The organism is Longimicrobium sp. (genome assembly GCF_048594345.1).
Classification (GTDB): domain Bacteria; phylum Gemmatimonadota; class Gemmatimonadetes; order Longimicrobiales; family Longimicrobiaceae; genus Longimicrobium.
Genome location: NZ_JBMDXM010000083.1, coordinates 43,310 through 55,899 on the forward strand (window position 1 = coordinate 43,310; position 12,590 = coordinate 55,899).

The 12,590-nt window shown below is 70.4% G+C and carries 12 protein-coding genes; 8 read left to right on the forward strand and 4 right to left on the reverse strand.

All coding sequences use genetic code 11. The features are described 5' to 3' along the window. Window positions 1–209 precede the first annotated feature (209 nt). The 5 genes from egtB to ACOJUJ_RS09020 all read left to right on the forward strand — a co-directional run bounded on the left by egtB (window position 210) and on the right by ACOJUJ_RS09020 (window position 4,912). Window positions 210–1,538, forward strand: coding sequence for an ergothioneine biosynthesis protein EgtB (egtB, locus tag ACOJUJ_RS09000; protein WP_420126527.1), 1,329 nt, complete (start codon window positions 210–212; stop codon window positions 1,536–1,538). Beyond that, a complete protein-coding gene (gene egtD, locus ACOJUJ_RS09005; protein WP_420126528.1) occupies window positions 1,531–2,490 on the forward strand; it encodes an L-histidine N(alpha)-methyltransferase in 960 nt (319 codons plus the stop codon). Before egtB ends, egtD begins: the two co-directional genes overlap by 8 nt. Before the next feature lie 5 nt (window positions 2,491–2,495). After that, the gene (locus tag ACOJUJ_RS09010; RefSeq protein WP_420126529.1) at window positions 2,496–3,734 is read left to right on the forward strand and encodes a glutamate-cysteine ligase family protein; all 1,239 of its coding nucleotides are present in this window, start codon (window positions 2,496–2,498) and stop codon (window positions 3,732–3,734) included. A 96-nt stretch (window positions 3,735–3,830) separates the two neighbouring features. Continuing rightward, a complete protein-coding gene (locus tag ACOJUJ_RS09015) occupies window positions 3,831–4,619 on the forward strand; it encodes a class I SAM-dependent methyltransferase (protein WP_420126530.1) in 789 nt (262 codons plus the stop codon). After that, window positions 4,616–4,912 carry a hypothetical protein gene (locus ACOJUJ_RS09020; protein WP_420126531.1) on the forward strand — a complete coding sequence of 99 codons (297 nt, stop codon included), beginning with the start codon at window positions 4,616–4,618 and terminating at the stop codon, window positions 4,910–4,912. Before ACOJUJ_RS09015 ends, ACOJUJ_RS09020 begins: the two co-directional genes overlap by 4 nt. Window positions 4,913–4,944: 32 nt before the next feature. On the opposite strand, the gene ACOJUJ_RS09025 is transcribed toward ACOJUJ_RS09020, so the two are convergent. Further along, entirely contained in the window at window positions 4,945–5,865 is a 921-nt protein-coding gene (locus ACOJUJ_RS09025) for a DUF4440 domain-containing protein (RefSeq protein WP_420126532.1), read from the reverse strand. Between the two features lie 350 nt (window positions 5,866–6,215). On the opposite strand from ACOJUJ_RS09025, the gene ACOJUJ_RS09030 reads away from it, so the two are divergent. After that, window positions 6,216–6,875: a DUF3800 domain-containing protein gene (locus ACOJUJ_RS09030; protein ID WP_420126533.1), complete on the forward strand. Its 660-nt coding sequence runs from the start codon at window positions 6,216–6,218 to the stop codon at window positions 6,873–6,875. A 230-nt stretch (window positions 6,876–7,105) separates the two neighbouring features. On the opposite strand, the gene ACOJUJ_RS09035 is transcribed toward ACOJUJ_RS09030, so the two are convergent. Both ACOJUJ_RS09035 and ACOJUJ_RS09040 read right to left on the reverse strand, forming a co-directional pair. Further along, the gene (locus ACOJUJ_RS09035) at window positions 7,106–7,501 is read right to left on the reverse strand and encodes a cupin domain-containing protein (protein WP_420126534.1); all 396 of its coding nucleotides are present in this window, start codon (window positions 7,499–7,501) and stop codon (window positions 7,106–7,108) included. A gap of 87 nt (window positions 7,502–7,588) precedes the next feature. Then, on the reverse strand, window positions 7,589–9,802 hold the full coding sequence (locus ACOJUJ_RS09040) for a hypothetical protein (RefSeq protein WP_420126535.1): 2,214 nt from the start codon (window positions 9,800–9,802) through the stop codon (window positions 7,589–7,591). A gap of 454 nt (window positions 9,803–10,256) precedes the next feature. On the opposite strand from ACOJUJ_RS09040, the gene ACOJUJ_RS09045 reads away from it, so the two are divergent. Further along, entirely contained in the window at window positions 10,257–10,457 is a 201-nt protein-coding gene (locus ACOJUJ_RS09045; RefSeq protein ID WP_420126536.1) for a hypothetical protein, read from the forward strand. Between the two features lie 42 nt (window positions 10,458–10,499). Here ACOJUJ_RS09045 and ACOJUJ_RS09050 read toward each other — a convergent pair whose 3' ends face one another. Continuing rightward, window positions 10,500–11,795, reverse strand: a complete 1,296-nt coding sequence (locus ACOJUJ_RS09050) for a hypothetical protein (protein WP_420126537.1) — start codon at window positions 11,793–11,795, stop codon at window positions 10,500–10,502. A gap of 260 nt (window positions 11,796–12,055) precedes the next feature. Between ACOJUJ_RS09050 and ACOJUJ_RS09055 the strand changes: the two genes are divergently transcribed. Next, window positions 12,056–12,550, forward strand: a complete 495-nt coding sequence (locus tag ACOJUJ_RS09055) for an acyl-CoA thioesterase (RefSeq protein ID WP_420126538.1) — start codon at window positions 12,056–12,058, stop codon at window positions 12,548–12,550. Window positions 12,551–12,590: the final 40 nt, after the last annotated feature.

Consider the following 12,590-nt stretch of genomic DNA (forward strand, 5'->3'; position numbering starts at 1 on the left):
CGCCAGTCCTTGCCGCTCCTTTGCCAATCCCTGCCCCAGCCTCCTTCCCCACCCACCCGCGCACGGAATCCCACGATCTTCTACAAACCTTCTGCGGGTATCCAGCTTGCGTAACAGCGCCCGCGGCTCTTGGCGCGGTGAGACGCATCCGCATAGCTTACATCACGCCCTTCCGCGCGCGCCACCTCAGCCCCTTACACAAAGGCAGCATGGCCCAGCCCCACGACGGTTCCCTCACGCCCGGCGAAGTCGCGGCGCTGCTGGCCGATGCCCGCGAGCGCACGCTGCTGCTCATCTCCCCCGTCCCCGAAGACGAGCTGATGAACCAGCACAACCGGCTGATGAGCCCGGTGGTGTGGGACATGGGCCACATCGCCCACTTCGAGGAGCTGTGGCTGGTGCGCAACCTGGAGGGCCCGGTGCAGTTCGGCGAGATGCCGGGCATCTTCAACCCCTTCGAGAACCCGCGCGCCGTCCGCGGGCAGCTGGCCCTGCCGCGCCTGGCCGACACGCTGCACCACATGGCCGGCGAGCGGCGGATGGTGCTGGACCGCATCATGACCGGCGATACCGGCAGCGCCGACCCGCGGCTGCTGGACGGCGGCTACGTGTACCGCATGGTCGCGCAGCACGAATACCAGCACAACGAAACGATCCTGCAGGCGCTGCAGCTCAAGGACGAGAACGGCGCCCGCTACCGCGCCCCGCGCGCCATCGTCCCCCCCGCCGGACGCCCCGTCGATGCGGATTCGGAGGGGATGGTGAGCTTCCCCGGCGGCACGGTTGAGATCGGCACGGACGATCGCACCGCCGCGTACGACAACGAGCGCCCGCGTCACGCCGTGGAGCTTAAGCCGTTCCGCATCGGCGCGGCGCCGGTGACCAACTTTGAGTACGCGCAGTTCATCCACGACGGGGGATACGAAAACCGCGCCCTCTGGTCCGAGGCGGGGTGGAAGCACAAGGAAGAGGCCGGCCTGGTCGCCCCGCAGTTCTGGGAGCTGCGCGACGGCGACTGGTGGACGCGGTCGATGGATGCCGAGACGCCGGTGGATCCCGGCCGCCCCGTCTGCCACGTCTGCTGGTACGAGGCCCAGGCGTACTGCAACTGGGCCGGCGCTCGCCTTCCCACCGAGCAGGAGTGGGAAGCCGCCGCCTCGTGGGACCCCGCGACGCAGACGAAGCGCCTGTACCCCTGGGGCGACCAGGCACCCACGCCGCTGGACGCCAACCTGGACCAGCTGTCGTTCACCACCGCGCAGGTGGGGGCGTACCCGCGCAACGTCTCGCCCGTGGGCGCGTACGGGATGATCGGCGACGTGTGGGAGTGGACCTCGTCGGACTTTCTTCCCTGGCCCGGTTACCAGACGTTCCCGTATCCGGAGTACAGCGAGATCTTCTTCGGACCGGACTACAAGGTGCTGCGCGGCGGATCGTGGGCCACGCGCCCGGGCGCCATCCGCAACACCTTCCGCAACTGGGACTACCCCATCCGCCGCCAGATCTTCAGCGGCTTCCGGATCGCGCGCGATGACTGACGTGGTGGAGCGAGCCCCCATCGCCAGCGCCGCCGTCCTGCGCGAGGTGGCGGAAGGATTGTCGCGCCCGCAAAAGGAGCTGTCGCCCAAGTTCTTTTACGATGAGCGGGGATCGCAGCTCTTTGAAGAGATCACGCGCCTTCCGGAATACTACCTCACGCGGACCGAACGGTCGCTGCTGGAACGGTGGATGCCGGAGTGGATCGGCTCGCTGGCCCCGCGCGCGCTGGTGGAGCTGGGCGCCGGCAGCGCGGAAAAGACGCGCATCGTGCTCGATGCCATCGCGGCGACGACCGAATCCGCCGTCTACGTGCCGGTGGACGTCAGCGCGGAGTTCCTGGACCAGACCGCCGCCCGCATCGGCGCCGCGTACCCGTCCATCGACGTCGTCTCCCTTGTCGCCGACATCACCGACGCGTTCGCGCTCCCCGCGGGGCTGCCGTACCCCACGCTGCACGCGTTCCTGGGCAGCACCATCGGCAACTTCGCCCCGGATGACGCCGTGGAGCTGCTGCGCCGCGTGCGGGGGCGGATGACGGAGACCGATCGGTTCCTGATGGGCGTGGACCTGCGCAAGGACCCCGCGCGTATCGAAGCCGCGTACAACGACGCGCAGGGTGTGACCGCGGAGTTCAACCGCAACATGCTGCGCGCGCTGAACGCGATGACGGGCGCGGACTTTCACGTGGACGCCTGGGAGCACCGCGCGTTCTACAACCGCGAGGCGCACTGGATCGAGATGCACCTGGTTTCGCCGCGCGACCACTCGGTCTCCATCCCCGGCGCCGGCGTCTTCCACTTTGCCGCGGGTGAAACCATCCGCACCGAGATCAGCGCCAAGCATGATCGCGCCAGCGTGGAGGCCATGTTCGCCGCCGCCGGCCTCGCCATCGAGCGGTGGATGACGGACGACGACGGCCTGTACGCCATCACCCTCGCCGCGCCGCGTTGACCGCCATGCTGGCCCGCGCAGATCTGCTCGACGACCTGCGGACGCACGCGTTCGCGCTGGGGCGTACGCCCGGCCCGCTTCGCATCGGCGCGGAGGTGGAGCTGATCCCCGTCGCCGCGGACACCGGCGCGCAGGTGACGATCGTCTCCGAGGACGGCGTGTCGACGCTGCCGCTGCTGCGGCGCTTTGGCGCGCGGCACGGGTGGACGGAGCAGGCGTCGCCGTACGGCGTGCCGCAGTTCGCGCTTCCCGACGGCGGCACCATCAGCTACGAGCCCGGCGGACAGATCGAGCTGAGCGCCGCCGCGTTCCCCTCCGCCACCTCACTGATCGCCAGCCTGCGCGGAACCGTGCTTCCGCTAATGGACGCCGCGCGGGACGAGGGAATCGAGCTGCTATCTGTAGGCGTGGAGCCGCGCGGCGCGATCGAGGACGTGCCGATGCAGCTGCCGGGGCGGCGTTACGTGCGGCAGACGCGCTTCATGGAGGTGTTTGGCACCGGCGGCACGCGGATGATGCGGCAGACCGCCGCCATGCAGGTGAGCCTGGACTTTGGCGCGGAGCCGCTGGCCGCGTGGCGCGTGCTGAACGCCATGGCGCCGTACGTCACCGCCATCTTCGCCAACTCCCCCGTCTACCGCGGCGAGCCCACGGGCCACCGCAGCTACCGCGCGCGCATCTGGCGCCAGCTGGACGGCGGCCGCACCGGCAGCTTTGCCTGCGACGATCCGGTCAACGAATACCTGGACTTTGCCCTAGCCGCCCCCGCCATCCTGCTGGGGGATGATGAGCGATTCCGCCCCTTTGCCGAGTGGAACGCGCACGGCTGCGCCAGCCTGGACGACTGGCGTACGCACCTGACCACGCTCTTTCCCGAGGTGCGCCCCAAGGGCTACGCCGAGGTGCGCGCCGCGGACGCCGTGGCGCCGGAGTGGTACGCCGCGCCGCTGGTGCTGCTGGGCGGCATCGTGTACCATCCGCCCACCCTGCGCGCCGCCGCGGCGCTGCTGGGCCCGCCGGACCCGTCGCTGCTGCACGCCGCCGGCCGCGACGCCCTTTCCGACATCGGCATCGCCTCCGTCGCACACGAGCTGGCTGAGCTGGCGCTCGCCGGCGCCGCCGCGCTTCCCGGCTTCTTCGCCGCGCAGCACATCGACGAAGCCGCCGCCTTCTTTGCGCGCTATACCCGCCTCGCCCGCTCCCCCGCCGACGACGCGCTGGAGCGCATCTCCCAGCCCTGCTGACGCGGTACCCTTCCCGTCGGTGGCGCCGGCCGCGCCTGGTTCCCATCCTTCCCGCTCCGCAGCAGCAAACCCACCCGGACCCGCCGCCGATCCGCCATGCGCCGACTGCATCTCCTGGAGATCGAGGACCAGCCGTGGTGCCCGGCCGTCCTGCGCGACGCCGCCACGGACTTTCTCCAGCTCATGATCGTCGCGACCGACACTTACCTTCCGGCCGTCCCACACCTGCAGTCCGCGCTGGAGCGCACGGGCACGCGCCAGGTGGTGGACCTGTGCTCCGGCGGCGGCGGGCCGTGGCCGGGCCTGCTTTCGCGCCTCGACACGCCGCAGGCGCCGGTAGACGTGCGCCTTACCGACCGCTATCCCAACCTTGAAGCGTTCGAAGCCGCCCGCGAGCGCACCGGCGGCCGCCTGGCGTTTCATCCACATCCCGTGGACGCCACCGCCCTCCCCGCCGAGCTTACCGGCTTTCGCACCCTGTTCACCGCCTTTCACCACTTTCGGCCAGAGACCGCGCGCGCCATCCGGGCCGACGCCGTTCGCGGGGGACAGGGGATCGGCGTGTTCGAGGCAACGCAGCGCACCGCGCCCTCCATCCTGGCGACCGCCTTTTCACCCGTGCTGGTGCTGCTCGTCACGCCGTTCATCCGCCCGTTCCGCTGGTCGCGCCTGCTCTTCACGTATCTGATCCCGCTGGTCCCCCTGCTCGTGCTGTTCGATGGGATCGTCTCCTGCCTGCGCACCTACACGCCGCGCGAGCTGCGCGCCATGGCCGATTCGCTCGACGCCACGGGATACACGTGGGAGATCGGCGAGGCAAAAGGCCGCAGCCCAGTCCCCGTCACCTACCTGATCGGCATCCCGCCCTCCGCGGCTGGCGGATGACGTCGCCCACCGCCGTCCCGCTGTTCCTCGAAGGCATGCCCGTCGTGGCACACACGCGCATCGACGAGCGCCATCGCCCCACCGGCAACTGCCGCCACATCGTGGACGGCGAGCTGGTGGGGACGGCGGCGGGCCTCGCCATCTGCCGCGGCTCGGACGGCGGGTTCTACCTCTTTGGCTGCGACGCGGACTGGAATACCGTCACCGACACCTGGCACGAATCGGTGGATGATGCCCTGCACCAGGCCGCGTTCGAGTACGAGGGCGTCGACCTTACGTGGAACTGGCCCTGACTCGCGACACCCCCTCGGTCTCACGATGCGGATTACTCCGCGACGTAGCGCCAGGGTGAGGTGGGCGTGGGACGGCGCCAGATGGTGAAGAAGGGGAACGACGACGGCGCGGAAGCATCCGCGGGCGGTGTGTTCTGGCGGATGCGGCCGATCGTCACGCCCAGGTCGCCGCTGGACGCGATAATCACGCGGTCCGGCGCCCACGACACCTGGCTGGGCCCCGGCGAACCTTCTCCGATCGCCGCGCCAATGGCGGTCGCCCCCAGCGTAAAGGTGGCGCCGCGCCCGATGTTCATCGCGTCGTCGCTTCCCCACTTCGCGAACGCCGCCCCCAGCCCGATGGTCTGCGATTCGTCGCTAAAGGCACGCTCGGCGGCGTCCAGGCTGGCGCGGTGCGCCTCGACCGCCGCGCGATTGGCGGAGGGCGGCACCAAGCGGTCCGGGAGCGCCGGCGGCAGCAGGGCGGTCGAGACCTCGCCCTCCGGCCGCCGGGCGCGGCGGTAGACGGCCACGCGCCAACCCGCCGGCTGCCGCACCCAGTACGCCAGGTACTTGGCTGGGGTCGACGTCCCGTCCGCCTGCCGCACCGTCATGTAGCCAAAGGTAAATCCGTGCTGCCCGTCCGCCGAGATCCCGCCGCGCACCGGCGCCCACTCCGCGCGCGCGGTGGCGTTCGCGGGGTTCTCGCGCATCGCGGCCGTCGCGGCCTCCGCGCTCTCGGCAAAGGTGCCGTTGGGCAGCGGCATCACCACGTCCGCCGCGAACATGGCGGAGATGCCGGACACCAGGTCCGTCCAGGCGCTGGCCGACGCGAACGCCCGGTCCGCCGCCAGAAGCCCGTCCAGCGCCGCCTTTCGATCGGCCCCCGCTCCCGCCTGCGGTGCGGATGCGCACGCGGTCGCGGCGAGCAGCGCCACGACCATCGCGGCGCGCGTGTAAAGCTGTGTAGTCATGAGATCGGAATGAGAGTCGGGCATGGGTGAACTCGATCAATCCATCGAACGCCTCGACCCGCCGCCACTCTGACGGGACGAACGCCCTCGACTGCGCGTCAGGACGCCGCGACGCGGGATGGGTGGGCGAAGAAGATGCTGTCCGACGGCGGAGCTGCCGGCCTCTGCCTCGTTGAATTTCTCGAAAAAACACGAGAGGACATCCATCTGCCGACGCCGCGCGAACAGGATGTGGCACCGGCATCGCCGCTCGTCATTTCTGGCGTTTCGGGCACTACCACTCCTCTGCACTCTCCGTTAACTTGGCCGCCCCCTTGATGACGTAACAACCTGCTTCTTGCCTGGTGCCCATGCCTCGCATCAGCGTTTTTGCGGACGAGAGCGGCAACTTCGACTTCTCCAGAAAGCAGGGCGCGTCGCGGTACTTCATCCTGACGACCATCGCCTGCCCCAGCTTTCAGGTGGGTGACGCGCTGCTGCGCCTACGCCGCGAGATTGCGTGGGAGGAAGGACTGGGCACCGATTCCGAGTTCCACGCCACGACGGACACGCAGGCCGTACGCGACCGCGTGTTCGACGTGCTGCGGGCACACGAGTTTCGCGTCGACGCCACCATCCTGGAAAAGGCCAAGGCCAACCCGCACACGCGGTCCACCGAAGACCGCTTCTACAAGCTCGCCTGGTGGCTGCACATGAAGCACGTGGCGCCGCGGATTGTCCGCGCCCGTGACGAGTTGTTCGTCGTAGGCGCGTCGCTGGGCGTAAAGAAGAAGCGCGCGCTGATGCACGACGCCGTAAAGGACGTCATCCGGCAGGTGAGCCCGACGACGAGCTTTCGCACCGCTTCGTGGAACGCGCACAGCGAGCCCTGCCTTCAGGTGGCGGACTACTGCTGCTGGGCGTTGAGCCGAAAGTGGGAGAAGGGAGACGACCGATCGTACGCGCTGATCCAGGACAAGGTCAGAAGCGAGTTCGACGTCTTCCGGTCCGGAACGACGATGTACTACTGAGAAGGATACCAGGGGGCAAAGCAGTGCGGCTGACTAGCCAACCCGAAGGTTGGCAGAGCCCAGGGGCTCTTGTCGTCAGCCGCATATACCAAAAACACTGCCTTGTGGACTATAATCTAGTCCCGTCCCACCCCGCCGTCAAGCCCCACAATCGCACGGAGTGATCATCGGCCGATCGGCACGGCGGCCCGTCCGAATCAGCCGATCCCGCTCCCGCACTCCCGCACTCCCTACGAGTTCGCCGACTCCTCGGGCCGGTAGTCGTCGCCCACGGCGGAGAGTGTGAGCAGCAGCGCGCTGTCTTCCGTGGCGCGGATGTCGTGCGCCTCGCCGGGGCCAAAGAACAGCACCTGGCCCGCCGTCATCGTGTACTCCTGCCCGCTGCTGCGAAAGGTGAGCGCGCCCTGCACCACCTGCAGCGTCATGGGGCTGTCGGCCTGGTGCGTGCCGATCTCGTTGCCGGTGGACATGGCCGTGAGCACCAGGCGAAAGCGGCCGCTCTTGGCCAGCGTGCGCCCGGCGCGGCCACTGCGCTGATACGGCTCTTCCGAGCGCAACGCGGCGATCTGCTCCGCCAGGTCAAAGGCCAGCACGGGTCCCGCGAGGGGTCGGTTGATGGAAGACATGTCCGCTCCGGTCCGGTCGTTGTGGTTGGTTCGATCGCGCGCCTGCATCCTCTCACCCGCGGGCGCGCGCGGCAAGGGCCATCGTGTTCAGAAGTAGGTGACGAAGCCGGCGTACCACCGTCCCTCGCCGCCGTCGCCGGGCCACACGTACTCCACCGACACCGCGTCCTCGAACAGGCTAAGCCCCACGCCGTACGAAGAGCGCACGCCGTCCGTCTCCACCGCGCCCAGCCGCGCGAGCGAGGCGCGCGAGTCGCTGCTCACCCCAGCCCAGCCGGCGTCGCCGGAAAGCGCGAGCGCGGGCCGCAGCGGGGGGAAGAGGAAAAAGCCGGCACGGAACAGCGGCTCCTGCCCGTAGGGCGGCAGGTGCAGCAGGAGCCGCGCCCGGCCCAGCACAGCCGTGCTGCCGCCAAACTCGTTGCGCGCGTACCCGCGCAGCCCCTCGATGCCGCCAAAGCGGAAAAGAAACTGCGGCGGCGCCTGGCCCAGCACCGTCCCCGCGTCGCCGCGCGCGATCAGCGTCACGTACTTCGAGGGGAACCGCGTCGACAGCAGCGCCGTCGCGCGCGTCACCCCAAACTCGCCGAAACCCTGGTCCGCCGAAAGCTGCGCGATCACCCCGCCGCCCACGCCAAACGCGCCGGTGCCGCGGGCGTAGCGCAGCGTCCCCTCCACCGCCGCGTGCGTCCCCGGCTCCGCCGGCGCCACGTCGGGAAAGTCCTGCGCGTTGCCGAACAGGTAGCTGTCCGTGTTGCGGCTCACCGAGTCGTGCACCTCTGCCCGCGCCCCCAGGCGCGCCGTCCAGGCGCCGCTGCGGCGGGTGGCGAACGCCTCGGCGCCGGTGGCGTCGTAGTAGTCGCGCACGTCGTAGCCGCCCAGCGCGGCGCCCAGCGCGTATCCCAGCTCCCACTGGATCGGCGGGCGGAACGACGTCATGTCGCGCAGCCGGCGGTAACCGCCCACCGTGGCGCCCCACCGCGGGCCGGGATCGTTCGCGTTTCCCGGGTGCCAGCGGTACGCCAGCTCGCCGCGGGCGGTGGATTCGGCGAAGGCCCAGCCCAGGTGCGTGTAGACGTCCCAGTCGCGCCGCTCGGGGTTCGCCGGCTCAAACCGCATGGCCAGGCCCACGAACGCGCCCTCCACCCGGTTGAAGCGGAACAGGTGGTCGCCGCGCTCGTAGCGCAGCGACGCCTGCATCCCTCCCGTGCGCTCCGGCGGCCGCACCACGCCGACCAGGTCCGCAAAGTCGCCGATGTCCGGCGCCTGCTCCTCAGCCACGGGCGGAAGCCGGTCAAACGCGCCGTCCTCCAGCCGCCGCACCAGCCGCACGCCGGGCTGCGGCGCATCCCACCCCGTGTTGAGCTCAAAGCCAGAGAGCGTGGTCACCGCGCGCACCGCCACCGTGCCACCCAGCAGCGGCGACGACACCTGCATCTCGCGGCGCTGGCGATGGGGGATCCAGTACTGCCCGCCCACCAGCGCGCTCTCCAGCTCAAAGAACAGCCCCGTCTCCGTCACCACGAACCGCCCGCCGCGCTCCACGAAGCCAAAGCGGGCGCGGGCGATGGCGGCGCGGTCCACGTCCACCCAGAACGTCCCCGCCACCAGCCGCTGCTCGTTCGCCTCTTCCAGCTTTCCCGGACGGGGCCGGACGACGATGGGCAGCAGCGAGACCACCCCCTCCGACGTGGAGACGCGGACCGGGTTGCCGGCGCGGTAGTGGTAAAAGTCGATCCCCCGGAACGAGAACGGATGCACCGCGCGGGCGATCTGGGCCCGCGCCGTGGGGCTGGCGCTCAGGGAAAAGACGGTGATGGTGTTGCCGTACAGGTGCGGCACCACCCAGGGCGCCTCGATCATGGAGCCGATGGTGTACGGCGCGGGGGCCAGCATCCGCACGCGGTGCCCCTGCACCAGCTGCTGCACGTCGCCGCCGCGCTCCCAGCGCACCTCGCCCGCGAACTCGTCCACCGTCACCGGCAGCTCGCCGCCCTGCGCCGTGTCCGCGCGCAGGGAAAGGTAGATGGTGGCGCCCATGTCGGCGCGGTAGTCGGACAGCCCCGCGGGGATGCTGCTGCCGCTCTGCATCACCCGCGTCACCAGCGCACGCGTGTCCGGCGCGTCGAACACGCTGTCCGCCGCCGGCGTGTCGAACGCCACCGGCGCCAGCGTATCGAACGGGACGGACGGCACGCGCAGGGTGTCGCGCGGGCCAAAGCGGATGGTGTCGCGCTGGGCGTGCGCGGGCGCGGCGGCCCCCAGTGCCAGGAGCGCCGCGCATATGGGAGCGAGCAGCCTCATTCGGTCGGTTCCACTGGATGCGATGCGGCGGGCCCGGTGCACGCCGCACTCCGCCAGCGGCAAGCGCCGCGCCAGCTTCCGTCCGCTGCACCGGAGGATCGGCCAAGCACCGGGCCCGCGGCGGGGGCGGAATGCGGATCTCGCCTCACCGGATGCCGGTTCCATCGATGCCCACCCCAGCGAAGTTTCCAGAAAAATCAGCGTGTGGACAAAGCGGCCATCGCACGTTCGCAAATCCGCGACAAAGCGCATCAGTCCCGCTCCACTTACACGAAAGAGCGCTTCACCACCCGGTATCCGCCGCCGCCGCCCATCCGCACGACCGGGAGGAAATCCCCATTTTCACGACGCCAAGTATACGAAGTAAACAACCTGCCCTACCTTGGAGGGGACCGGCGGCACCTGCGCCGCCGGCACTCCACCCAGGGACAGGAGAAACGGTATGCGTGGATGGATGAAGGGACTGCTGCTTGCGGCGTTTGCGTGCGCGGTGGCCGGCGCCTGCGCGCGCTCGGGCGAGATCACGGGCGCGGACGCCGCGGGCCCGCGGATGAACGAAGGCGCGCCCCCGCCGCAGGACCCCGCCGGCGGCGCGGCGCAGTCGGACACCGGCAGCGGCGGCCGCTGGGGCGGGTTCATCGGCAGCGGCGGATGAGCCGGGGCACCGGGGGCGGACCGTCCGCCCCCGGTGCGGCCTTCAACCCTCCCACGCTTCCGAAAGCGCCGCCACCAGCTCCTGCGCCAGCTGGCCGGAGGCCTCGGAGAACTCCGGCACGGGGTCCGGGGGCTCCGGCGCGCGCCGCCCCATCCCGGCCTTGCGGGCGGACTCCAGCAGTTCCTCGGCCTTGAGCCGCTGCTGCGCCTCGCTGCGGCGCCGGGCCACCTGCAGCGCGTAGCTGGCCGCCATCTCCTGCCGCACCCAGTGCCCCAGCGCCGCCGCCCCCACCGCCACGTTGATCAGCGCCTCGGCCACGCGCTCCAGGTCGCTGCCGCTGTCCACCATCCGCCACACCCGCGACCACGCCTCGTCGAACGCCGCCGTATCCCCCGCGCCGCCCGCGGCCTGCGCCAGGTTGGCCCACGCCACCAGCCGGTCCGAGGCGCGCGTAAGGTGGGGCAGCACCGCGCGAAAGGTGTCGAACGCCCGCGCGTGGTGCCCGCGCGCCATCCAGTACCGCGCCACGTCGTGCGCCAGCACGGGGAGCCGGGGGTGGCGCCGTCCGTAGCTGCGGAAGGCCGCGCGCGCGTACATCTCCGCATGCTCCGCGTGCTCGCCCGTGGCGGTGATGCAGAACAGGTCGTGCAGCACCATCGACCGCACCGACCACAGCCCGTAACGCCGCGACGCCCGCAGCGCACGCAGCAGCCGCACGCGGGCGCGGGGCGCGTCGCCGCGCTGCATGTGCAGGTTGGCCAGCGCCAGGTGCGCCAGCCCGTAGTACCGCCAGTCGCGGTTCAGCCGGCTGAGGGCCAGCGTGCGCCGCAGCCACGTTTCCGCGCGCCGGTAGTCCGCGGCCCGGCGGGAGACGAGGCCCACCAGGTACGCCGGCCCCGCCTCGTCGGGCGCGGCCAGGGCGGCGCGCTGGGCAAAGGCCAGCGCCGTGCGCGGCAGCCCCGCGTCGCTGGCCCACCGGGAGATGTCCTCGCACACCTCCGAGACCTCCATCTCCGACACCCGGTCCGGCGCCGCCAGCAGCCGCGTCATCGCCTCCAGCAGCGGGCGCGCGGGGTGGGTGGATTCGATTTCGCTTTCGATGCGCTCCGAGCGTTTGCGCAGCGAACCTGGTGAGAACAGCCCGGAACGCGCCTCGGGCCGCGCCAGCGACCACAGATCCACGTCGCGCAGCGACTGCCAGAGCAGCACGCCCAGCTCGCTTCGGCACTCGTCCAGGACGTTGAAACCCTCGAACGGCTCGTTCAGCAGCAGCAGCCCGGGAGGCACAACCCACGGCCGTGAAATGCGGCGCCTGGTGTCCGGGTGGGGCTTCCTCATCGACGTTCTCCCGCGCATGGAAGGTGTGTCATGGTTAGGCGGAAAACACACGATATACACACCGTCGCAACCCCGCCAGTGGACAGAGTAAACGGGTGCCGCAGCTGGCCTGTAGTGCGCGTGTATTACATGAAAGTGAGCGGGGTGACCAGTGCCACGGCAGACTCATTCGGAGCGGCTGGATTGTCTCGCCTCGGGGCACCCGGCTAGGTTGGATGCGGCAGATCGCCCCCTTCATCCCACGCCCCCGTCTCCGCCCCATGAGCGACACCGAAGCGCCGCAGGGAAAAACGCCGCGCGAGTCGGCCTCTACGCTCTCCGAGAGCATGATGCCGGACCAGCTGAACCATCACGGCAACGTGTTCGGCGGCGAGATCCTGGCGCTGGTGGACAAATGCGGCGGCGTGGTGGCCCGGCGGCACGCGCGGACGCCGGTGGTCACCGTGATGGTGGACCGGGTAGAGTTCCGCGAGCCCATCTACGCCAGCGACTACGTAGAGGCGCACGGCCGGCTGGTGTACGTGGGCCGCACGTCCATGGAGGTGATGGTGACGGTGGAGGCCGAGCAGATCGAGACGGGGCGCCGGCGCATCACCAACGTCTGCTTTCTCACCTACGTTTCGCTGGACAGGCTGAACGGCCGCCCCAGCGTGGTGCCGCCGCTGCTGCTGGAAACGGACGACGACCGCCGCCTGCACGCCCAGGCCGTCCGCCGCCGCGACCGCCGGGCCGTGGAGCAGGAGGAGGACGGCTGAGAAGACGAGTGCCCAGGTTCCTGTGCCGGGTCAAAGCGGG